21 protein-coding genes and 1 pseudogene are annotated in these 21,361 nt (G+C 37.6%); 12 read left to right on the forward strand and 10 right to left on the reverse strand.

Annotated features, from left to right (window positions below; translation table 11 throughout):
• Positions 1–131: 131 nt before the first annotated feature.
• From LXL81_RS15250 to thpR, 3 genes are read right to left on the reverse strand one after another with little or no spacing between them, the layout of a single operon-like run.
• Positions 132–368 carry a DUF6965 family protein gene (locus LXL81_RS15250; RefSeq protein WP_409013914.1) on the reverse strand — a complete coding sequence of 79 codons (237 nt, stop codon included), beginning with the start codon at positions 366–368 and terminating at the stop codon, positions 132–134.
• Entirely contained in the window at positions 352–867 is a 516-nt protein-coding gene (locus LXL81_RS15255; RefSeq protein WP_234647665.1) for a hypothetical protein, read from the reverse strand. The genes LXL81_RS15250 and LXL81_RS15255 overlap by 17 nt, the downstream gene beginning before the upstream one ends.
• Positions 868–923: 56 nt before the next feature.
• Positions 924–1,460: an RNA 2',3'-cyclic phosphodiesterase gene (thpR, locus tag LXL81_RS15260; RefSeq protein ID WP_234647666.1), complete on the reverse strand. Its 537-nt coding sequence runs from the start codon at positions 1,458–1,460 to the stop codon at positions 924–926.
• 151 nt (positions 1,461–1,611) lie between these two features.
• On the opposite strand from thpR, the gene LXL81_RS15265 reads away from it, so the two are divergent.
• From LXL81_RS15265 to LXL81_RS15300, 8 genes are all read left to right on the forward strand, one after another.
• Positions 1,612–2,079: a LexA family transcriptional regulator gene (locus tag LXL81_RS15265; protein ID WP_234647667.1), complete on the forward strand. Its 468-nt coding sequence runs from the start codon at positions 1,612–1,614 to the stop codon at positions 2,077–2,079.
• Complete coding sequence (locus tag LXL81_RS15270; RefSeq protein ID WP_234647668.1) at positions 2,054–3,316, forward strand: Y-family DNA polymerase; 1,263 nt, start codon at positions 2,054–2,056, stop codon at positions 3,314–3,316. Before LXL81_RS15265 ends, LXL81_RS15270 begins: the two co-directional genes overlap by 26 nt.
• A gap of 1 nt (position 3,317) precedes the next feature.
• A complete protein-coding gene (locus LXL81_RS15275; RefSeq protein WP_255713724.1) occupies positions 3,318–4,058 on the forward strand; it encodes an SOS response-associated peptidase in 741 nt (246 codons plus the stop codon).
• 3 nt (positions 4,059–4,061) lie between these two features.
• Positions 4,062–4,487, forward strand: coding sequence for a hypothetical protein (locus tag LXL81_RS15280; RefSeq protein ID WP_234647670.1), 426 nt, complete (start codon positions 4,062–4,064; stop codon positions 4,485–4,487).
• Positions 4,471–4,905: a hypothetical protein gene (locus tag LXL81_RS15285; protein ID WP_234647671.1), complete on the forward strand. Its 435-nt coding sequence runs from the start codon at positions 4,471–4,473 to the stop codon at positions 4,903–4,905. Before LXL81_RS15280 ends, LXL81_RS15285 begins: the two co-directional genes overlap by 17 nt.
• Positions 4,905–5,687, forward strand: coding sequence for a DNA-formamidopyrimidine glycosylase family protein (locus LXL81_RS15290; protein ID WP_234647672.1), 783 nt, complete (start codon positions 4,905–4,907; stop codon positions 5,685–5,687). The genes LXL81_RS15285 and LXL81_RS15290 overlap by 1 nt, the downstream gene beginning before the upstream one ends.
• Positions 5,688–5,704: 17 nt before the next feature.
• Entirely contained in the window at positions 5,705–6,241 is a 537-nt protein-coding gene (locus LXL81_RS15295) for a hypothetical protein (protein ID WP_234647673.1), read from the forward strand.
• Between the two features lie 62 nt (positions 6,242–6,303).
• The gene (locus LXL81_RS15300) at positions 6,304–6,846 is read left to right on the forward strand and encodes a hypothetical protein (RefSeq protein ID WP_234647674.1); all 543 of its coding nucleotides are present in this window, start codon (positions 6,304–6,306) and stop codon (positions 6,844–6,846) included.
• 107 nt (positions 6,847–6,953) lie between these two features.
• Here the strand turns inward: LXL81_RS15300 and LXL81_RS15305 are convergent, their stop codons facing one another.
• On the reverse strand, positions 6,954–7,502 hold the full coding sequence (locus tag LXL81_RS15305; RefSeq protein WP_234647675.1) for a Uma2 family endonuclease: 549 nt from the start codon (positions 7,500–7,502) through the stop codon (positions 6,954–6,956).
• Between the two features lie 45 nt (positions 7,503–7,547).
• Here LXL81_RS15305 and LXL81_RS15310 point away from each other — a divergent pair, with 45 nt between their 5' ends.
• Positions 7,548–7,847, forward strand: a complete 300-nt coding sequence (locus LXL81_RS15310) for a hypothetical protein (RefSeq protein ID WP_234647676.1) — start codon at positions 7,548–7,550, stop codon at positions 7,845–7,847.
• A 563-nt stretch (positions 7,848–8,410) separates the two neighbouring features.
• Here LXL81_RS15310 and LXL81_RS15315 read toward each other — a convergent pair.
• Both LXL81_RS15315 and LXL81_RS15320 read right to left on the reverse strand, forming a co-directional pair.
• Entirely contained in the window at positions 8,411–8,968 is a 558-nt protein-coding gene (locus tag LXL81_RS15315; protein WP_234647677.1) for an antirestriction protein ArdA, read from the reverse strand.
• Positions 8,969–11,174: 2,206 nt separating this feature from the next.
• The gene (locus LXL81_RS15320) at positions 11,175–15,146 is read right to left on the reverse strand and encodes a T9SS type A sorting domain-containing protein (RefSeq protein ID WP_234647678.1); all 3,972 of its coding nucleotides are present in this window, start codon (positions 15,144–15,146) and stop codon (positions 11,175–11,177) included.
• 403 nt (positions 15,147–15,549) lie between these two features.
• Between LXL81_RS15320 and LXL81_RS15325 the strand changes: the two genes are divergently transcribed.
• Positions 15,550–16,362 (forward strand): hypothetical protein, encoded by an 813-nt coding sequence (locus tag LXL81_RS15325; protein WP_234647679.1) that lies wholly within the window; start codon positions 15,550–15,552, stop codon positions 16,360–16,362.
• A gap of 436 nt (positions 16,363–16,798) precedes the next feature.
• Here LXL81_RS15325 and LXL81_RS15330 read toward each other — a convergent pair.
• Positions 16,799–16,969, reverse strand: a pseudogene (locus LXL81_RS15330) (helix-turn-helix domain-containing protein); the annotation flags it as partial.
• Between the two features lie 91 nt (positions 16,970–17,060).
• Entirely contained in the window at positions 17,061–17,312 is a 252-nt protein-coding gene (locus tag LXL81_RS15335) for a helix-turn-helix domain-containing protein (RefSeq protein WP_234647680.1), read from the reverse strand.
• Positions 17,313–17,545: 233 nt separating this feature from the next.
• Between LXL81_RS15335 and LXL81_RS15340 the strand changes: the two genes are divergently transcribed.
• Together LXL81_RS15340 and LXL81_RS15345 are read left to right on the forward strand one after the other, a co-directional pair.
• Positions 17,546–18,235 (forward strand): RNA polymerase sigma factor, encoded by a 690-nt coding sequence (locus LXL81_RS15340; protein WP_255713734.1) that lies wholly within the window; start codon positions 17,546–17,548, stop codon positions 18,233–18,235.
• 20 nt (positions 18,236–18,255) lie between these two features.
• Positions 18,256–19,347 carry a hypothetical protein gene (locus LXL81_RS15345; protein WP_234647682.1) on the forward strand — a complete coding sequence of 364 codons (1,092 nt, stop codon included), beginning with the start codon at positions 18,256–18,258 and terminating at the stop codon, positions 19,345–19,347.
• Positions 19,348–19,643: 296 nt separating this feature from the next.
• Here the strand turns inward: LXL81_RS15345 and LXL81_RS15350 are convergent, their stop codons facing one another.
• The gene (locus LXL81_RS15350; RefSeq protein WP_234647683.1) at positions 19,644–20,492 is read right to left on the reverse strand and encodes a relaxase/mobilization nuclease domain-containing protein; all 849 of its coding nucleotides are present in this window, start codon (positions 20,490–20,492) and stop codon (positions 19,644–19,646) included.
• Positions 20,489–21,151 carry a plasmid mobilization protein gene (locus tag LXL81_RS15355; RefSeq protein ID WP_234647684.1) on the reverse strand — a complete coding sequence of 221 codons (663 nt, stop codon included), beginning with the start codon at positions 21,149–21,151 and terminating at the stop codon, positions 20,489–20,491. Before LXL81_RS15355 ends, LXL81_RS15350 begins: the two co-directional genes overlap by 4 nt.
• Positions 21,152–21,361: the final 210 nt, after the last annotated feature.

Consider the following 21,361-nt stretch of genomic DNA (forward strand, 5'->3'; position numbering starts at 1 on the left):
ACGTCATTGGAGGTTTCAATAATCTATAAAAACTTCATGCCGATACATGCTTGAAAAACATGAGCTCATAAATACCGCATTTCCCGCTTTTATGGAAATGGTTAAAAAGACGGACTCGCTAAGGTATTTTGTTACTGATCGAGAACGATAACCTTCAAAGTCCGAAGATGTTGCATCAGTGAATCATGTACTCGTTCTGAGCCTTTATAATGCCGGATCGCCTCAGCCTGTTTCTCGATAAATATATGAACATCACCCACAACAGTCATATATCCGTTCAGCTTAAAGGGTATTTCCGGGAAAGTTGCAGTTTCAAAGAATTTCAACAGTTCTTCAAGTTCGATTCCAAATTTATTCAGTTTCTTGATCTTTTACTTTATCATACACATACCCATCATCATCAAAAGGCATTGATTCGTCCATAACCTTTTTAGCTGTAGCAATGGCATCCTCTTCATTCTCTCCAAAAAAAGTCCCTTCAGCAAATCCAATACCTTTTTCATTTGCAAAATAATGGGTTGGATCTTCATAAATATTTGACTCTCTTATCCCCTCAACATTTCCTTCCTTATCGATCCGCATCCAATACATGCCTCCTGGCTTAATTGCCTCCTGCTCGAATTTATCAACTTCATAAATATCAAGATAAGAGCCCGGAATTTTATCCACCATTGCTTCTGCGGAGGATATTTTTGAGAATATGCCAAGTATCTGTTCCTTCGACTCTTCTCCCGCATAAACTACAAATGCATGCTTTTCGTCAGTCCTAAATTCAGATTGATAGGCCGAAATAGCACCTTTAACATCAATACCACTAAAAATTTCTAATGAGAAGAACTCTATAAGTTCTTGTTCGCTTGGTATCATATCGAGTTTTGTTTAGTATTTCTCAGTGAAGTAGTATAAGCAGTAAATCATCGTGCCTAATCCAAGTCAATCGACGAAACTGTCCGGTATAATTTAGTAAATCCAAAATTACCGCTATCCATTAAGTGCAGGCTGTCAATCTCAAACTCCAACGGTTGAGGAAAAGTATAATTTACAAACTGCTCAACTTGTTTTATTTCCAAACTTTTAACATTACGATTCAAAGTTATATGCGGTGTAAATATCGGGTACTGATCAGCAGCCGCATTTCCAAAAACTGATTTAAGCTCTTGATGCATGTGCTGTAATTGATCATTATCCGGATCAATCCTTAAATAAAGTATTTTCAATTTGCCTTTTTTGTAAAACCCACCCAGGCCTGTAACCGAAACAAAAAATGGTTTAAAAGATAATTGTTCAAACCTTTCAGTCAATTTATCAAGCTGCGGGACATGCCCTAAAAATAAAAGAGTTATGTGATAATTTTCAGGTACGACCTCTTGCAATAGCTTGTGAGGCGGAAGCGCGCTTTGCAGCCATTCCACAATTTGCTCTTTCAATTTTACGCCAATAAATATTCTATTCTCTGACATGTGTACGTAGGATCTAAAACATGAATTTACGACACCTATTTGTGATTTAAAAGAGATAAGTATTGGATTTATTCCATAAAAAAGGATTTATTCCAAATTTATGTTGACAATGAGGCTTTCTTTAGTGGACATTTGCATAAACGATCTCACAATGGAAACAATCATCAACTCTAAAATTATTGATTTCTGTCTTGCTTCGGAAGGCATTGAACTCGTACTCCCGTTAATTCCTGGTATAAGTGCCGGGTTCCCTTCACCTGCTGCGGACTTCATAGACGTGGATATCGATCTTCGAAAGGAATTGATCAGGAACCCGCCATCGACATTTCTGGGGCGAGTAAAGGGCGATTCAATGAAAGATGCCGGGATTGATGATGGCGACATTATGATTGTAGATAAAAGCCTACCCTACAAAGACAATTGTATTGCAGTCTGCTTTATCGATCAGGAATTCACAGTGAAGCGGATCCTAATTGAGAAAGACATACTTTGGCTTATTGCTGAAAATGATAAGTACCCTCCTATCAAGGTCACAAATGATAGCGAATTCATTATGTGGGGAATAGTTACGTACATCATAAAAACAGCATCAAATGTTCGCACTAGTCGATTGCAATAACTTTTACGCCAGCTGTGAACGTGTTTTTCGTCCGGAGTTAAACGGCGTCCCGATTGTCGTGCTATCAAATAATGATGGCTGCGTAATCGCCAGATCCAATGAAGCCAAAGCACTCGGTATCAAAATGGGTGCACCGGCATTCGAGTATGAAAAGGAATTTGAAAATAAAGGTGTGAAGGTGTTTTCCAGTAATTACGCACTTTACGGAGATATGAGCAGCCGCGTCATGGCCATACTTTCAACTTTCACGCCCGACGTGGAGGTATATAGTATTGATGAAGCATTCTTACAATTTGATGGATTTGGTCATTTTGATCTTCAAACTATTGGCAACGAAATGCGCCGTATGGTAACCAAAGGAACCGGAATACCAATATGCATTGGATTTGCACCTACAAAAGCGTTGGCAAAAGTTGCCAATAAGATTGCAAAGAAATTTCAGCATACAACAAATGGTGTATATGTGATTGAAAACGAAACGCAGATCCAACGGGCGATCCAATGGACAAAGATCGAAGATGTCTGGGGTATAGGCCGGCAACATGCCAAAAGGCTCAACGCTCTGGGAGTTTACACTGCACTGGACTTCACCAAAATGAATCAGGGATGGGTGCAGAAGAATATGTCGATTGTGGGACTACGCCTACAACACGAGCTTGCCGGAATACGCAGATTAGAACTGGAAGAGGAAAAGAAAAAACAGAACATCGCTACAACCAGATCATTTGATAAAAATTATACTGAATTCTCTGACATCAATGAGCGCGTGATCACCTTTGCCGTGACTTGCGCTGAAAAGCTTCGCAGGCAGGACTCTTGCTGTAATGCGCTGATGATATTCGTACATACGAATGCATTCAGGGCAGATCAGCCCCAGTATGCCAAGAATATTGTTATGCAATTGCCTTATTCAACCAATTCCAGTATTGAACTTGCCACGTTCGCATCGGAAGGATTAAAAAAAATATTTAAATTAGGCTTTGCTTATAAAAAAGCTGGTGTAATCGCTCTTGAAATTACACCAGCCAATTATGGGCAGCGAAGTATTTTCCAAAATTCAGATCCGAGACATGGCCCACTTTTTGCTGTTGTAGATCGTCTTAACAAGGCGATAGGTGGTAAAAAGATTAAATTGGCGGCTCAGGATTTGGACCGGACCTGGAAAATGAAGCAAGAAAGGTTATCACCACGCTATACAACAAGACTGGATGAAATCATTACAATTCATTTAAAGTAATATGTGCTATCATACCAAACTTACAGCCGATGCAATGTCTGTAGCAAAAGCTTTGAAAGCAGAGTTTTTGGAAAAGGATATATACACGCCAAACATAGAAATTAACGGGTTTCAATCTCCGTTATATCCGATTGTAGTTTGCGATGAACCTAAAATTATTCAATATTATGAGTGGGGATTGTTGGCGGATTACCTTCGGGCCAAAGGTTTGACCAAGGAAAGTGTTGATGCTAAAAAAGCACGTAATAATTGCTTAAATGCAAAGTTGGAGGAGCTCGAAGACAAGATTTCATTTAAAACAAAAATCAATAACCGTTGCCTTATTCCAATGGATGGAATGTATGAATGGCAATGGGCGGAGCCGGGTAACCCGAAAAGTAAAAAAACCAAATTTCTCGTTACAAAACCTGACAATGGTGTATTCTGCTGTGCAGGACTTTACAATGAATGGGTAGATCCATTAACTGGATTTACGACATATTGCTACACCATATGCACAACAGAGGGAAATAAGCTCATGAAGGAGATTAAAAACGAGGGTGAGCGTATGCTTGTCGTTCTTAATCCGGATGAGCAAGATGCCTGGTTAAATCGAAATATACCATATCTGGCATTCTGGGACCGTTCACATATTCAGCTCAAAGCGGAATTGGCAAAGGTTGAACCGAAAGAGGAAAAACCGAAGGCATTAAAATCAAAAAAAACTCAAAATCCGGATAACTCTCAAATATCCCTCTTCTGAATTATGGCAAATACTAACCCGGTTGAAATAAATTTTTATGGAAAGCTGATCGAGATTCGAATTGATGGCCGTGATGAACACTTTCCAAATAGCGAAATGATAGCACATCAACTTACAATCATCAATGATGTGCCAATTCTGGCCTTTGAGTTCTCAAATCCAAAGGATAATTTTTTCTTTCATATAAATATTGCTGATACAAATGCAAAACGCAACTATCCAAGTGGAGATGGATGCTTCAAAGGAACTCTAATTTTCCAGATCGAAAATAACAAGACACGAACCGAGAATTTTGAATTGTCCGCGCAGAATACTTTTGACTTGACCAGAAGTTTAATATATCAGCAAAGCGCTTCAAGGGAATTAGTCGAGGCATCAATTGATTTTATTTACGATAAAAAGATAGGTGATTATGAGTGGCTTCGTTAACCTGGATACAGAAATTTTAAATCAGTCGATTGGCAGTGAAATAGAGTACTATGAGTTGTGGGATCCACTTATTGGAGAATTCAGAAGAGGAAAAAGCTTCATACACGGTATTTACAAGGATGATAGCGGAGCAACAAAAATATATGCCGATTTAATATGGGGTAACGATCTGGATTCAATTGTGGAAGACGATGGTGGCTTTTGTTTCGAAAACGGATCCTATATCTACCTGGCACCCGAACCTTTTCAACTTTATAAAATAACCTGGCTTAATAATTTAGCATTACAAGAGCAAAAGGTAATTCCCGCAGATACACTTTTAGATGTTGATTTTACGGCCAGGCTTTTTACAAGCAATGAATATAATGCTGTCAGAATAAACTTAGATGGTACAAATTATAACCCCCTCACCCAATAATGCCTGAGATACCAGAACTAATTGTTATTGCCAAAACCCTTCAAAAACATTTTAAGGATGAGAAGGTGAAGAAGATAGAATTTCAATGGACAAAGCGGCTCAATGCTAATGAAGATGAATTTACTGAGGCACTGAAAGGCGCAGAATTAAAATCTGTTGACAGGGATGGAAAGGAGATTCATTTACATTTCGATAATGGAAATGTGCTGGGGATACACCTGATGCTAACCGGCAAAATGTATCTACTGCCGACAGAAGAAAATATCAATAAGCCAATTTTTAATATTGTTTTCAGTAATGGTGGCGGGATTGCCGTTTCCGATATTATTGGGCAGGCAAAACCAATTCTAAATCCGCCTTTAGGGAAAGTGCCAGATATATTGTCAAAGGATTTTACGCTTGACTATTTAAAATCGATACTTTCAAAATCTTCTTCACCAATTAAAACTATTATGACAGACCAGAAGAAAATCAAGGGGATAGGTAATGCCTATGTAGATGAAATACTTTGGGATGTCAAAATTTCGCCTTTTACGCCATCAAAGAAAATTCCGGAGGATAAGATCAAAGAGCTATACGAAGCCGTTCCGAAGATTACAAAAGCCGCGTATAATGCTATTGAAAAACGTAATGACCCGAAAGACGTATTCGCGATGAATAATAAGGACCATCGTTTCGTACACAACTCTAAGCTAACTAAAACTCCTGATGGTGAAGAAATTATTGTAGGTAAAGTTGGGTCCGCCAAGACTTATTATACCAAAAGTCAAATATTGTATTAATCTAAAATCTAAAACTAATGGTTGATCACATTTACCTGCTCCCAGAACCAAACGAAAGAGATCCTGATGCAGATTTTCATTTTGCAGCTGGCCCGGGAAAGATGCCAGCTGAAAACGATTTACTAAACACATTCTCAAATAATATTTCGGAAACAATCGATGAATACTTCGAAGATTCGGATATATTTGATCCCTTTGCTCCTGAAAAACAGATTGATGACGTCTATTTATATTTTATTTTTAACTATCTGAGAGTACTTCAAGACTATATTCATGAACAGGTAACTAAAAACTCGGAAGCAAGATTTATAATTTTGCACTTTGATTACTTCTACGGTCATTTCGCCAGAACAGTCAAAGGAGAAACAAGAAAAATCCAGAGAACACTCAATCTAATTGATGAATTATTTAATTGTTTTGACAAAAACAAATCAGTAGAAAACCTGGAATCATTTGAAAATGAAGAATCGTTAATTGAATATTATCAAGCTGTAAAAAGTTTATATCATGGTAATCCTGAGCTTTATCTGGAAGTGATTGGGAAATACTTATAGAAAGTGCTGACAAGTAAAGTGTTGTCAGAAAGTTGTAGGTCTTTACTTTTAACCATCTTACCATGGACGCAAAATCAGTTCATCTTCAAGCTCAAATAGAAAGGTCCGTGAATCACCGCTCGGATTTAATGGAACGCCTCAGCCCAGCAGCTACCGGTTATGCCTGGCTGGTGAATACATTCCTGAATCAGGATGGTACAACATACTTCCATCAGGTAGACGCAGAATTATCTGCCACTATTAATCTTGACGAACTATCTGATCTTAGTCGTGCAATCCTGATAAGAGATTTCTTGAGAAAAGAATATAGTTCGGAAAGATTTCCTGGAATATTACGTGTTCAAAACTTAGCCTTCACTCATTTTGAATTGGCGGACCTAGCCTCCGAATATTTCCAAGGTTCAGACTTGCCAGCGCAAATGCACTTATCAGAAATAACAGTTCCTGTAGATCGATTTAAAGACGAAATACTGGACGGAAAGCGTCCCTTCATAGTAATGGTTGATCGTGGTAGCATATTTGAAGTATGGGGGCATCAATCGCCAGACTATATGGAAGTTTATTCCTATAATGAAATCTCCTATCAGCCAAAGGCTAAACAGTAGACAGCCACCATTTGGGCTGTTGATCAAATAGTGGCAAGTTCGGAAGGTATTAAGTTGTGGAATAAACTAAAAAGAGAAGAATCCAGGTAAATAATATTTCCCTATCGTTATAATTCAGTTTTCATATAGATATCGGCAGACCGAACTGAAATACCAACCGAATAAAGATCAACCGTATCTTGCACATCAAATAATTGCCAAAGGCTTTCATCCATTTTACGCCATATTTGGATTTCCATTTTGTTTGAGTTTACCAACATGTATTCCTTCAATGTAGGCGACGACTGGTAAACTTTTAGTTTGATTTCCCGATCCCAGAACGCTGATTGTTCAGTATATACTTCACAAATAAGTGTTGGGTTAGTAATTGTGTTTTCGTCAAGATGATCATATTCATTTTTTCCTCCAACCACCAAAATATCTGGATATCCATAGAATTTCATATCGGTAATACTTATCCGCTGAGTTGTAGAATAGGAATGAGATCTTGTCCCTTTTATTGCTAAACCTATCTCAGCCGAGCAATTTGATTTGATAAGATTATGAGCTGGATTAGTAATAGGTAAATTATAGATTATACCATCATAAAACTCAGTTCTTTGGCCTGCTATTTGATCCAAGGTTAAATACTCTTCAACTGCAACTTTATTTGGCATGGTAGTTTACAATTTTGTGCAAAAATAAATTTTATTAAGCGATGTATGAAAGTTACCATAACAGACAGTGACGGGATCCCAGTAGCATATATAAGTCAAAACATCACCGTTATAGGTTGGACTCATGAACAGGCAGTGGAGAGTTCACCCTACTTACATGTGATATTAAATGACCTAATTAAAAACAACAAAATAGAGATTGTACTCGAAGTACCTAAATTCGGAATTTATATTTATAAAATACCAGGTGCCGATATGGAGAAGGCGTCGACCTTTTCTTTTTTAGTTGATATTGATTTGCAGATGGATATTTACAGCATCGCTGGATCATGCAATTTTGATTAAACCTGCTTATTCCTGAATTAAATAAGCATAATGCTCTGTCCTGTACTTATCATTCAGCTCGCTTTTTGCCGTATTTTTTCAAAGTGGGTAAAAATCTTAGAAACACAAGTATAGCTGCCACTTTGTTAGAGCCTGCCGTGGCAATCATACGATAAATGCAGCTAAAATAGATCATAAGAAATTTATCAAAATAAAGCGAGCATTTCAACCTCCCGTTTTGTTAAGCATTTGCATAAGGCGGTTACATAGAGAAATAGTACAGAGCAGAAATCTGGATGTTTTCAGGATTATTTCCTACGCAGAAGTTCTTGAGTACTGCCGGATTGTTGATTTTATAAGTTTTGCATGAAAAATACCATGTTAGTAATTATTTCCAAAAACAATTTATTCCTTTCAGTTACACTATCCTCCCAAGCAAGTAGTCGATTATGATGAATATTTAAACTTCCACCACGTAGTAGCTGCAAAGCCACCAGCGGAAATTCATTAATATATTAAAACATAATTAGAAGTTCAAAAATAGAGTCTGACAACGATTTTGCCGTCAGACTCTGTAATTTTTCCTATATATCCAGGAAAATATGACCTTCGTATTCGGTGTAATCTCCCAAGAACATATCTCTTCCAAAGGCTTCATAATCGAAATACCTTTCCAACATTTGTGGCACTCCTTCCAGAAGGCCAATGTCTTCAATATACTGGTAAGCAAATTCGGTTTTCGGATCTTTCATAGCTCCTCCGTAATATCCCTGATAGGCTTCATTGAAACCTTCCAGCGTTTCATCCAGTTCATTTCCATTGGCTGGCCAGGATATGATATTCGAGCAGTATAATTCAAAAGCCTCTGCTCCTTGATTATCCATTTCAGAAACAGTTTGAAAGTACCTGAATGTGTCTTCATGAAGACTGCATTCTGATATCAAAAAGCTTGGAATATATTCCCAATCCTGAAACATTAATTCCGGTAAGAATTCATTTCTATGGTATTCATAGCAGTCTTTATAGAATTCTTCTGCATCAGCATAATCTGAGAGATCAAACCATTTTCCGAAAAGCGATCCTGAGTTGTACATCCCGTAAGTTCCTACATAAATTTTTGGAGTGTTTCTTAGATTTTTCATGAGTGAAAACATTTGAAATAGCTTAAGCCCGGCTTTGCGCCAAAGGGCAATCGCTTGTCCCACTCGAATGAAAAATGACGGGGTTTATCCCCTTGGTTTCAGGCCCAGACGGCGGTTTAAGGAGCGGCCGCTAGCCGCGGTAAATAGCCGGATGACGAAGTGAAGGCTTGAAACCGTCATTTTTCACTTCGTAACTTTCGTTTGCACTAACTGGTAAACGTGCGGCTGTGTTATCTTACGGAAATCTGTTTAATTATTTGCCAGTTGAAAATTTGACGAACTACTTATTGGTTTTGTCCTATTTATAGCCAAATCAGAAAAGTATAAATTAACTATTCATTTTTTTGCGGCTATTCGTTATGACCTAGATTTATCAATTCAATTACGACGCATTCGGCCGTCCGCTTCCCGCCCTCTTGAAAGTATCCCTGCATCCCCAAAGTAAGGTATAGTTTATGATATTGTATTAATCAGGATTAGCTATCCACATTCTAGCCTTACCTGAGAGGGTAATAGGCTTTGATTAGCTTAAGATCACATTACCGGAAATTTCCTCAAATTATGGCCAGTACATATAAAATGAATCTTTCAGATTTCCATCTTTTTTATACCAAAAATCATTTCAAATTCGTTTGTAAACGGCACTCCACCGCCCTCCTTCCTCATAAGAAGTACCGGTAGCTCACTCAAAATCCGAATTCCTTTCAAATTTCTCTGTGTAAGGCATATGCAGCCTATTCTATAATAAAACTCGTAACTAGTCAAATTAAAATTTATTCGTTTTATAGTCATCGTAATATTTTTTCTCCTGCGAAAACTCCATAAAAATCTGGTTTTGCGTTAATATTTATCGGACATTTGATACAGTACTTAGATTGGGAAAGTTGCATCAATAACTTGTTTTCTGACCTATTGTTTACAAGTGACAGGTGCCATTAACAGAGCGAATTATCTCACCATACGCTTCCAGACTTCTATTTGCCCCAATTCTTAAAGCTCCTAAACAATTTTACTCCAACTAGCAGAGCTACTACTCAGCCAAAAAAAGAAAACCGAATAAAGCTCTCTGTTCATTCATCTTATGTAATCCCATTGAAATGGATATCACCGCTCCAAGAAAGAAAACAAAAGACCAAAGGAGTAAATGTATCTAAGCATTTGAATATTACGGTTCACGGTAAGCAAGTATTGCAAAGTTAAAATTATGTAGAGTTGACTAGCATTCCCTCATTTAAGGCGTGGAAATTCTGTAAAACCTTCGTTCATAAGACATTCATAACATGGTATTATTAGTCTCATTAAACCATATATGTAACCTTTTGTTGTCTTTGCGGTACTGGTTTTTTAGATTATGCGGAAAGGATTTTCATTTCCTGAACACATGAAGATTCATGTAAAAAGTAATTCCTGCTCACCTCGCAACCTTACAAAAGTTAAAGTTAATGAAGTCAATTTACAAGACGTTAATACCCCTGATTCTAATAATCTTACTCATTGCCTGTAAAAAAAGTCAGTCCGAAATCAATCCATCATTCGATTATTTGTCTTCAAGCTGTTAAATTTCCTCCTTTACGTACAGTGAAGATGAAAAGAACGGGCGCCGTTTGTACCAAACTAATATGCCACTGGACGTTTGAACCAATATAAGCGCAAGGCATATCCGCTTTCTCCCAGAGTGATTTATGCCTTTACATACGAAAGTAATTAGTTAAAAAAATTATACAACACATTGATGAAGAAGCAATAAGGCGCTAAATAGATTTTGTATGTGATCCATCTTTAAGGACTAGCATTTTATGAACGCTGCAAGCCACTACACTATCAGGTGCCGATTCAAGTCTGACAACAACCTCCGTTTTCGTGCGCTCATAATCTCCAATAATTGGGAGACGCCCCCCGAAAATAATTCCGTATTTCGTCGACGCCCGTTATTCTTGGCCGCGATGCTCCCAAATGACTGGGCGGTACATCCATTCTAGCCTAACAAATTTGTAATTAATAGGTCGGATATGTTAATATGGGATCTCCAATTCAGTTTCCAGCATTATGGAAGAAGATTTGAGAATTTACCGTTATAATTAGAACCGTTCCTTTTTAAAAGAATGTCCCGCAGCCGGTCTTACAGGTTATTGCCACTTTTGATTTTTAACAAATTAACAATATTAGCTGGTTGAGTCATCCTTTAACAAATAATATCTCCAATAAATTAATTTCTCACCAGATTATAGGATGTTAAATTTCCATTATTATGATGAATCAGAAGAACATACTTTCCATTGACTACATCATTTAAGTAAAGTCCATCATCGCTGGAATAAGTGGCGGTTTTAACGATGCGGCCGCTAATATCTATTATTTCTATTTTTTCTACATTTTTGCTATTAAGATTCCTGATGAAGATTTTGTCGGACGAAGGGTTTGGATAAACATAAATCAGATCATCAATTCCCGAAAATACAAAGCTCAAATTGACAATAGCGCTGTAACCAAAACTCTGATCATTATCAATCATTTTTATGCGGTAATAGTTTTGGCCCAAAACTGGGCTTGGGTCATTAAAAGTGTACACCGATTTTTCTGAACTCTCTTTTCGGGCAGCTACATTTCCAATAACATTCCATGATTTTGCATTTTGTGAACGTTGTACTTCAAAATAGTTACTGTTCGTTTCAAAAGATGTTATCCAATGCAGCCTGTTAACACCATTTTTATTTTCCGCATTAAAAGACATTAATGTTACCGGTAGCGGTTTACTGCACACTGCCAGAATTACTGCTGTGTTTTCACATCCGGTCGCATTATCGACGATATAAGCTTTTGATGCGGAAACTGATAGATATTGACACACTGCCGCAATAGCACAAGTGGTTAGGTTATTATTGCGTGCAATTACCAGTACTGATGAAATACTTAGCTCTGTGCTAAAATTTCCAATATCTACAAGATTTGGATTTCCATTAAAATTCAGTGATTCAACTGATCTTAATCCTTTCAGTCCACTATTACTTTTAAGTGCCGTATTTTCCTGTACATATAAGTCCCCATGAATCACAGACAAATTTTCTATTCCGGTCAGATTTTCAAGAGCTTCGTTAGAATTAATGAATAGTGAAGAGGTTTCAGTAAGTTTATCGAGACCTGTCAAATTTGTTAAAGTAGTATTCCACGATATCAGAGATAATCCTGAGATTTTAATCAATTCATTCAAACCTTCCAGGTTTTTAAGGGTATAATTACTAGTCAGAAAAAAATTTCCTAAAATTTTAACGGATTTAAGGAACTGCAAATCTTCCAGCATATAATTATTTTCAATCCTAGTGTCGGCACTGGACTGGAGTGAACCTAAACCTGTTATTTTTTGCAGGGCAAGATTACCGGAAATAAATAGCTCAAATGAGACAGATACCAAATTCTTCAATCCACCAAAAACCGTTAGTTTCCGATTTCCGTTGATGTTAAGCCTCTGTAACGAGGTCACCTTATCCATTCCGGTAATCCGTTCCAAATTATCATTACTGGTGATGCCAATACTTTCTGCAGATGTAAGATTTAAAAGACCATCAACATTTAAAAGTGCTGCATTATTTGAAATATCTAGCGTCAGGCATGTTTTTAAATTCCTAAGTGCGTCTACATCGATAATATTTGTGTATCTGATACTTAATCCATCTACCGATTCCAGATTTCGAAGTCCATTGATATTTTCAAGAGAAATGTTGTTGTAGAGTGCCAATCCACCTGACATCTTTGAAATAGATGAGAATCCATCCAGGTTAGTCAGTTTGGGATTATAGCTAATTTCAATAGACGTACCGATACTGGTGATATTTTGCAATCCATCAATGCTGACAAGCGAGCCGTTATTCTGAATATTCAGAGATGATCCCAGCGTGATGATTCCTCGCAGTCCATCCAAATTGACAAGACTTTTGTTTTCACGAATTTCGAGATAACCACCAATGGATTTAATCGACCTTAAGCCTTCAATATCAAGAAGCGAACCATTATTATTGATCTCTGTATAAGTTAGAATCTGTGTTATGTTATTGAGCCCGTCAACATTTTTGAGCAGCGGATTATCTTTAATTCCTAAAATAGCAACCGGCCCTGTCAAGGATCTGAGACCATCTACATTTTCAAGCGCTTGATTGTTAGAAATTGTTAATGACCCAAAACTAAATACGGATTTTACCTGATTGAGTCCATCCAGATTTTTAAGGACAGTCGTATTGTAAATTCCCAGATATCCTCCAATTTCTGTCAGGTTTGATAAAGGATGAAGATCTGTAATATCTGATCCTGTAATAAATACGGACCCATAGGTTGAAGTGAAACAAGGTGAAAATGCATCAACCTCAGCCTGTGTCCTGAAAGTTAATTCGCCATAATAAACCGCGTTTGGGTAAATAGAGGCGTTGTTATCGTCACAATCACCGTCCAATAAGCTGTAAGTATCCCTGTCCTGGTCGCAGAGAGCGTTTATTTGAGCTATGCTGTTGCAGCCAGGGGCATTACTGTCAATTCTTATTGATCCCGAAACTGTTCTTCCATTTTTTTTATTAACAAGCATCATGATACCACAACCACTTGAAAGATTAGGATTAGAGTAAATTTTCAATTCTCCACCGACGGTCTTAATTCCAGCTAACCCATTAAGATTTCCAAGTTTAGAGTTTGCAATTACGTACAAATGCGCAGTCACAGAAGTTAGATTACCGAGGGCATCAATATTTTCTAATAAGGTATTGTCATAAATTGAGAGCTCACCAACTATGTTGAGCTTATTGAGACCGTCCAAATCTTTTAGCAACGCATTATTGCCAATTCCCAATCGTCCTCGAACAACTCCCAAAGTGCCTAAACCCTTAATATTTCCCAGTTTTGGATTATCTGCAAATGCCACGCTGCCCCATACTTCGGTACAGCCTATGAGCGCGTTGACTTCTTCTAATTTAATATTCTGATTGATTAGCAGATCTCCCTTTATTATATTAAGAGTATGCAAACCTTCCAGGTTTACCATGTTCGAATTGCCAGATATTTCTAAAACGCCTACCTCAATAAGACTGCCAAGGCCACTAAGATTTGTCAGCAATGCATTATTTTGGACCTGTAAGTTATATACCCGCCTCAAATTTTTAAGACCATCCAAATTTGCCAATATTGAGTTTCCACTAATTCGAACATTGTTGGCCGCTGTAAGCGAACGAAGAGAAGTAATCGAAGTCAATAATGGATTGGAATAAATATTCACATCATTGACGGCTAATAAATTATTTAGACCATCAAGATTCCCTAAAATTGCATTGTTATTAAAACTTATATCTCCCGTATTTTTCAAACCTGACAAACCACCTAAATTTTGAATATTACCACAGTTGCTTATTTCCACTGATCTGCAATTTGTCAAATTCGAAAGTCCGTTCAAATTTGATAAATTGTTATTACCAGTTATAATAACTAATTCGTCTACTAGAGTTAATTGCGCAAATGCATCAAGATTTGGAAGAAGCGGATTTTCTCTAATTTCCAGGGTTCCTTTTACCCTCGAAAAATTCTTAAAACCTTCGATGTTTGTCAGCGAAATATTTTTGCTGAGTGTAAATTCTCTCCCCAGTACCGTTATTTTTTTGAATCCTTTTATATTTTCAAGCGCAGGATTTTCATTTATATATAGATAACTATTAAGCGCGGATATGTTGCTAAACCCATCAAGATCTTTAAGTTCTGTATTAAAAGCGATTGACAATGGTCCTTCTATTGTAGAAAGATTTACAAAACCATTTACGTTTGTAAGTTTTGCGTTTGAATATATGCCAACCGAACCCTGGACCAATTCAAGATTTGATAAAGCATCAATATTCTCTAAAACTTCGTTGCCGGAAATCAATAAGCTAGAATGTACTGATTTAACGTTTGATAGACCATCTATATTTTTAAGTACCGGGTTGTCAACGATCCACAAATAGTCAAATCTGACAAGTTTTTGAAGTGAAGACAGATTAGCAATATCTATTCCTGAAATGATTACCGTACCATTTATTTCCGTGTAATCACCTGACCACGCATCTACATCGGCTTGGGAAGAAAAGTTAATATTGCCATTGTAAATCTGGGCACTGACGAATTTTGAAAGCAATAAAAAGAGAATAGTGAAAAGGTAAATTTTTCTCAACATAAAATTACTTTAAATAGGAAAACTGAAAAGAGAGGTTTAATTGTCAAAAGTAAGAGAATTGAAAGTAAAGTCAATGATCGGCTACTTCTCTTCTGGCCGTAGTTTATAAAAGCAAATTTACTTACAGCCTGTTTCTATCTTAAAATGCAAGCGAAAGAGTATTATTTATTGTAAATTGTTCACTTTTAGGAGTATATCTTAAACTATGTCTGGTTACCTAACCTGATTCAAATAATATTCCTGATAATCACCTTTTTCTAGGATTAATTACTAAAAAAATTACTCAGGTTTTTTATAAGAGTATTATACTAGCTCAGAACAAATAAAATCAAACTTCCTCTACGCAATGAACTGTTATATTTAATTAAATTATATAGTTGTAAGGATAGAACGCCATATTCTGATGATGACAAAATTTGTCTTTACCACTTTACTAACTTTAATGATCTCTTCAGGCAGCGTTTGCTTGGCTCAACCGAGGACATTAAAAGGTACTTGGATTAGTACTGAACAGGATCTTATCGAAATCTTAACCACTCGCCGCGATTCAATTAATTTCATTTCAAATAAGTTGTTGCAGGAAGACCGATTTCATCTTTTTATTTTCAGCGATACGTTAAGCTTTCAAGACATCTATACCAGTTCTTCTACACAGTTTAAAACTGAAAATACTGACCGTTATGATTTGAAAATTATTAGTTGCAATGATTCCATCCTTGTAGTTAGCCCAATTTCGGATTTGTCAAAAAAATATTTTCAAAAACGACCTATTATTAGCCTAAAAAATAAAAAATATATTCATGATAATACAATAGTTTTTGAAAAGCTAGTTTACCATTCCATCTTTGGCGGACCGACAATAGCTTTGCAAATTGACAGCAGCAAAAATTTATTCATGAATTATATAAATACGTCCTCGAATAAGAAATACGGTTTGCCGACTGGTAATTATTCGGCAGTGCTAGATGATGAAACATATAATGAACTGATTTATCATTTACAAAATTGTAATATAAGAACACTAAAATTTAGAGATAGCAAAGGAGCTGATTCGCCTGTCATTAGCCTAATTATTTATTTTAATGGCAAGCGCAAATATCTAAAATCCATAGCTCCACCCAGAATATCAGCTGATCTTGTGAGCTTTATTATCTGGCGACTATGCAGTTATGAAAATTTGAAACCTACGAACGATAAAAAGGAGATAGAGAGATAAAAAATGCTAAATTTTCATTGATCCAAAATATTATTTTTAAAGCTCCAAAATTATTGATTTTTTGTTTTAATACTTTTCCACTGAATGTCTCAGAATAACCACTGTTTAAATCGTCATTTAAAAACGCATTCATCTGATAAGGTCATGGTAAACCGAAATGCGCGTCAGGAAATGGCGGTTGTAAAAATGATTGCAATAGCGAAGCGATAGCTCGATTTGCGGAACGAGGACCCGTAAAGGACAATCGGCGGTGCGAAAATTGTAGACCAATTCATTAAAGCCAACGGCATTCGGGACTTGTAAAGTGTTTTTAACGAACGAACCCAAAAATCAAGCTGGGAGCTACAATTCGAAATTCGACGATTCCAAAAGTAGCAACGGAGGGACTGGATAATTTTATCTTACTTATTGCGGTAGATTCCCATACCAATGACCCTCAAAATTCATAGTCTGCCTTCTTAATTAAAGCTTGGTGAAATTCTACGGGGGAAAAGTTTGTCTTTGATTTAAATAGCTTACTAAAAGACTGTAGATGCTCAAAACCGAGCTGGTAGGCGATTTCTCCTATCGTTAGATCACTGAATGTCAACACTTCCTTTGCTTTTTCTTCTGGATAACCGTTGCCATTTCAGGATTTCCTCTTTCATTGCTAGTTGGAGAAATTCCACGGCAAAACAATACTAGCCAAATTTGAAATTCTAATTTGACTGCAAAGATTTTTCAGGTAAAAAATCCTTCGGTGATAAATTGAAGTGACTTGCCAACTTATCAATATGCCGAAGATTATACTTCGCTCTATGGTTATTACTCTCAGCATTACTTATAAATGCTTTTGTAGTTCCAAGAATACTAGCAATATCCTCCTGTAAAAGACTCCTCTCTGAACGAAGTCTCCGAATAAAATCAATTACATATTGATCAATGCCAGCGATATTTTCTTGGTCTTTCATTGCAGGCACTAAGTAAGGCAACCTTAAAAAAATTCTGGTACACACATGTGTGTCTTTTAATTTCTTTCCTTATATTTGTCTTGGCAATCAAACAACTACAATAATTATCGTTAGCAATGGATCCGCATCGAATATCTTATAATAGTGAGAAAGCAAATGAATACCTCCTTCTGTTCAACCGCGGGGATCAAAGGGCTATGAATTTTGTTTACAGAAAATCGTTTAATACGCTCATGTACTTTGGCCAAAGCCTTATTAAGGATGAATTTTTGGTCAGCTGTATTCTTCATGAATGTTATATGAAAGCATGGGCCAATAGAGAAAAAATGCAAAGCCTTCCCCACATCTATAGATTCGTTCGTATGAATGTCCGCTGGCAGATTCTCCGTTACATCGAAAAATCCCGTCACAGCATATACGGACAAACATCATCTTTAGACCAGATTGAAAAAGCAATTGTCGATTTTGAAGATCTGGTAGAAGAGAGAGAAGCTTTTGAAGAAGAGATTAGGAATCTAAAAACGGTGACTGAAACCATAAAATACCTTTCTAATGAGTCGCAGCAGATATTATCACTTTACTTTCAAAAGGGGCTTACACACAAACAGATCGCAGAACGTTTGGGAAAGACCACCTTCCAGATTTCAGACCAACTAAGCAAAAGTGTCAAGCAAATCAAAAGCATAATCCATGTTTCGAAAGAAAAGATTATAAATAATTCGGCGAATGGCATCAAATTCGGAAAAGAAATTTCAGATTGTCAACAGTCAAAAGTCTATGAACTAAGAAAAAACTATAAGTTATCCTTTGATGAAATTGCAACTAAACTGGGGCTTTCGCAGAATGAGGTTCACCAGCATTATATTAAGGCGCATCAATTACTGCAAAGTCAATCCGTTCAAAAGTCAAATAACCGGTTTTAGCATGATAACCACTTATAGATATGGAAAAGGTATTCATCACCCGCAAAATCCAGCTGAAAATCGACAGCGAAGATGCTGAATATAGGCCACAAATCTTCAAAACTCTGTATGATTGGCGCTACATCTGTTTTAAAGCATCGAACCTGATTTTCACTCATCACTTTGTGCAGCAGCAAATCAAGGAAATTATTTACCTAACGGATGAAGCAAAAGTCAAACTTGCCAATGTTAAATTAGATGAGAGTGGTATACTTGCAACTTCCCGAATGAACACCACTTATCAAATACTAGCCAGAAACTTCAAGGGCAGTATCCCTATGCACATTATGAGCTCATTGAATAGTACTTTGGTAAGTACTTTTAATACGAATTTGGTTTCCTACATAACAGGCGAAAAAACACTGCCGAACTTTAAAAAGGATTTACCTATTCCGTTTAAGGGAACTGACGTAAAATCGTTGATAGCCTGCTCTGAAAGCAATATCTTTCATTTCAAACTCTTCGATATCCCATTTAAAACCTACCTGGGAAAAGATTTGTCTGATAAGAGCAAGTTACTGCACCGTGTTGTGAAAAAGGAAATCAAGCTTTGCACCAGCTCGCTAATACTTGAAAAAGGCAAGATCTTTATGATGGCCGTTTTTGAGTCAGCAAATCAGGTTCACCTGCTTAATGAAAACATCATCGCGGAAGCGTCGCTTTCACTGGATTTTCCGATCATGCTCACAATCGGAAAAACACGGTACACCATCGGAAATAAGGACGAATTCCTTTACAAAAGACTTTCCATTCAAGCCGCTATCCAAAGAAAGCAGAATGCAATGTCCTTTATGAATAAAAGGGCCAGAAAGAGATTTAAAGAAAACACGATCGAAAATTTACGTAACGCGGAGAAAAGATACGTGCATCAAAAGCAGCACGTATATAGCAAGCGTTTGATTGACCTTTGTCTGAAAAACCAAGCAGCTACGCTGCTGCTGGTAGATCAGCAGGAAAAAGAAGAGCAGGCATTAGCCGATCCTTTCCTTCTACGCAACTGGGGTTATGGAGGCTTAAAACAGAAGATAGAACGGAAAGCAGCTGGTGCGGGTATTACGGTGATCGTGGAATAGTGACATTTTGAGGCTGCTTGTAAAGCCGTAGGGTGAAACTTAGATAGTTTCATCAAATGTCCCGTAGGACATATACAACTGGGTTCGGCTTATTTTTTTAAGCAAAAGAAACTTTCAGGCTTCCTGTAAAGCCGCAGAATTAGAACCATGATGGCTAAAACTAAATGAAAGTTTTTGCATATACCGCTGAGATCAGCTTCGCCACCGGGCAAATAAGCGCCATTTTTTTCACTGCCTTACCATTTTACTGGTAAGACAGTGAAAAATTATTGGTTACTAAAATTTCAAATATGGCATCAAATACTCAATCCTCTCTTTCGCTGCCTAGTCAAACTTAGTTCTGCCGACTTACTTTTTTCCAGCACGTGAATTTCGCCAAGCCGCTTTTCCAGATTTGCAAGCGAATATTCCCGACCAATATCAGAACCCTTCACTTTCATTCCATTTTTGGTATTAATGAAAGTGACACCGCGTTTGATAAAAGTTTTCACGCCTTGCTTTTGCAGTTCGGTGCTCAACTGCTGCATGGTGGAAACATTTGGCAGAATGCCGTCGATTGCCCGCTTCAATTTCAGGAGCGCCTGATCAGTTGTCTGACGGGGATTCTGTTTGTCCTCAGCCGTCAGATGCATCTCCGGTGTTATTTGAAATCCAAGCTCCTGCTCCATCTTCCGGCAGAACTTGCCAACCCTTGCATAATTATTGAAGTGATCAGCCGTATTCTTTCCGTTGTAATTGATCCGGTTTGCAGCAATGTGAAAATGCCGGTTTGCTTTATCTGTATGCAGAAACACAGCCATCTGGTTGTCTTCAAACCCGAAGTCTTTTGCAAACTCTATAGCAATCTGGGTGATCTTATCATTCCCCGGATTCTCTCCCGGCGGAAAACTAAACGACTGATGCCAGATGAATTTGGCCAGTCTTCTATTTTTACTACTATTATCTAAAAACTGCTTTGACAGATTGTTGATGTCAAACCTTCCATCCGGCAGCTTTTGAAGTGCCAGGTTCTGGATATAAACAAGCTCCCCTCTTACATCCTGTGGCCCGAGCTCACTGATCTGTTTTGCAGTCAGCTGCTTGTCATAGTAGCAGTAATTCAAAAGCCCTTTGGCATATCTGCCCAGTCCTACCTTCCCAATCATGATTTCCGTTGTTTTAATAACTGCTCCATTGTTTCTTTGATCACACCATGCACCGGACTTCTCGGGTCCGGTTTCTGCTCCTGCCAAACGGCCAGATCGTTTGGCACCTCCTGTTTGAGATAATGCGCTTCATACCTTTCAAGAAGCTCCTTGCTTTTATGATAAAGTCTGGATGCAGTTTCAAGCGTAGCGGTTTTGCTTTCCCCATCTGGTAGCATCTTTTGCTGATAAATATACAGCTGCCTAGTCCAATCTATGATTTCCGTTAGCGTCTGCCGGAATGATCTGATCTCAAAATCCTCATAAACCCACTGCATCAGTAGCTTTGAGATCAGTGAAATATTCTGGCTGCTCTCTTGCCACTGTCTGGAAAGCATATCGGCCTGACTTGCCCGTAGCACCGCTACGGCAAACTGGCCGCTCAGCATCCTGAGCACTTTGTAGAGTTCCGCCGTTTTATCAGGCAGCGTTTTGATCTGCGGTCTTTTCAGCGGTACATCCAACACCTGGGTCAGAAAGAACTGGCTGGCGGAAAGCCCGCTTCTTTCAATCTTTTGATTGATCAGTTCTTTCTCTTCTTTACTGACCCATACCGAAAAATGTTCCCTTTTAGCACTCCTCTCCCCTTTCGGCGGTCTGCCTTTTTGTTTCTTTTCCATAAAGTCTTCATCAATTAAGCTATGAGCCGATAGGCGAATAGCTGGGGTCAAGGGGTTTTCCCCTTGCCAGTTCTCGCCGGTTGTCGCTTTTTTGCGACGTACCGGCGATAGCTGGCTATGGAGAAAACCATCACAAGGACCCGAACGGTTTAAAAATGATTAAACAGTGACTTAAATTGATCATAAATGATTCTTCTGACTTTTAATTTC

It is taken from the genome of Dyadobacter sp. CY356 (assembly GCF_021440195.1).
In the GTDB taxonomy this organism is placed as follows: Bacteria; Bacteroidota; Bacteroidia; order Cytophagales; family Spirosomataceae; genus Dyadobacter.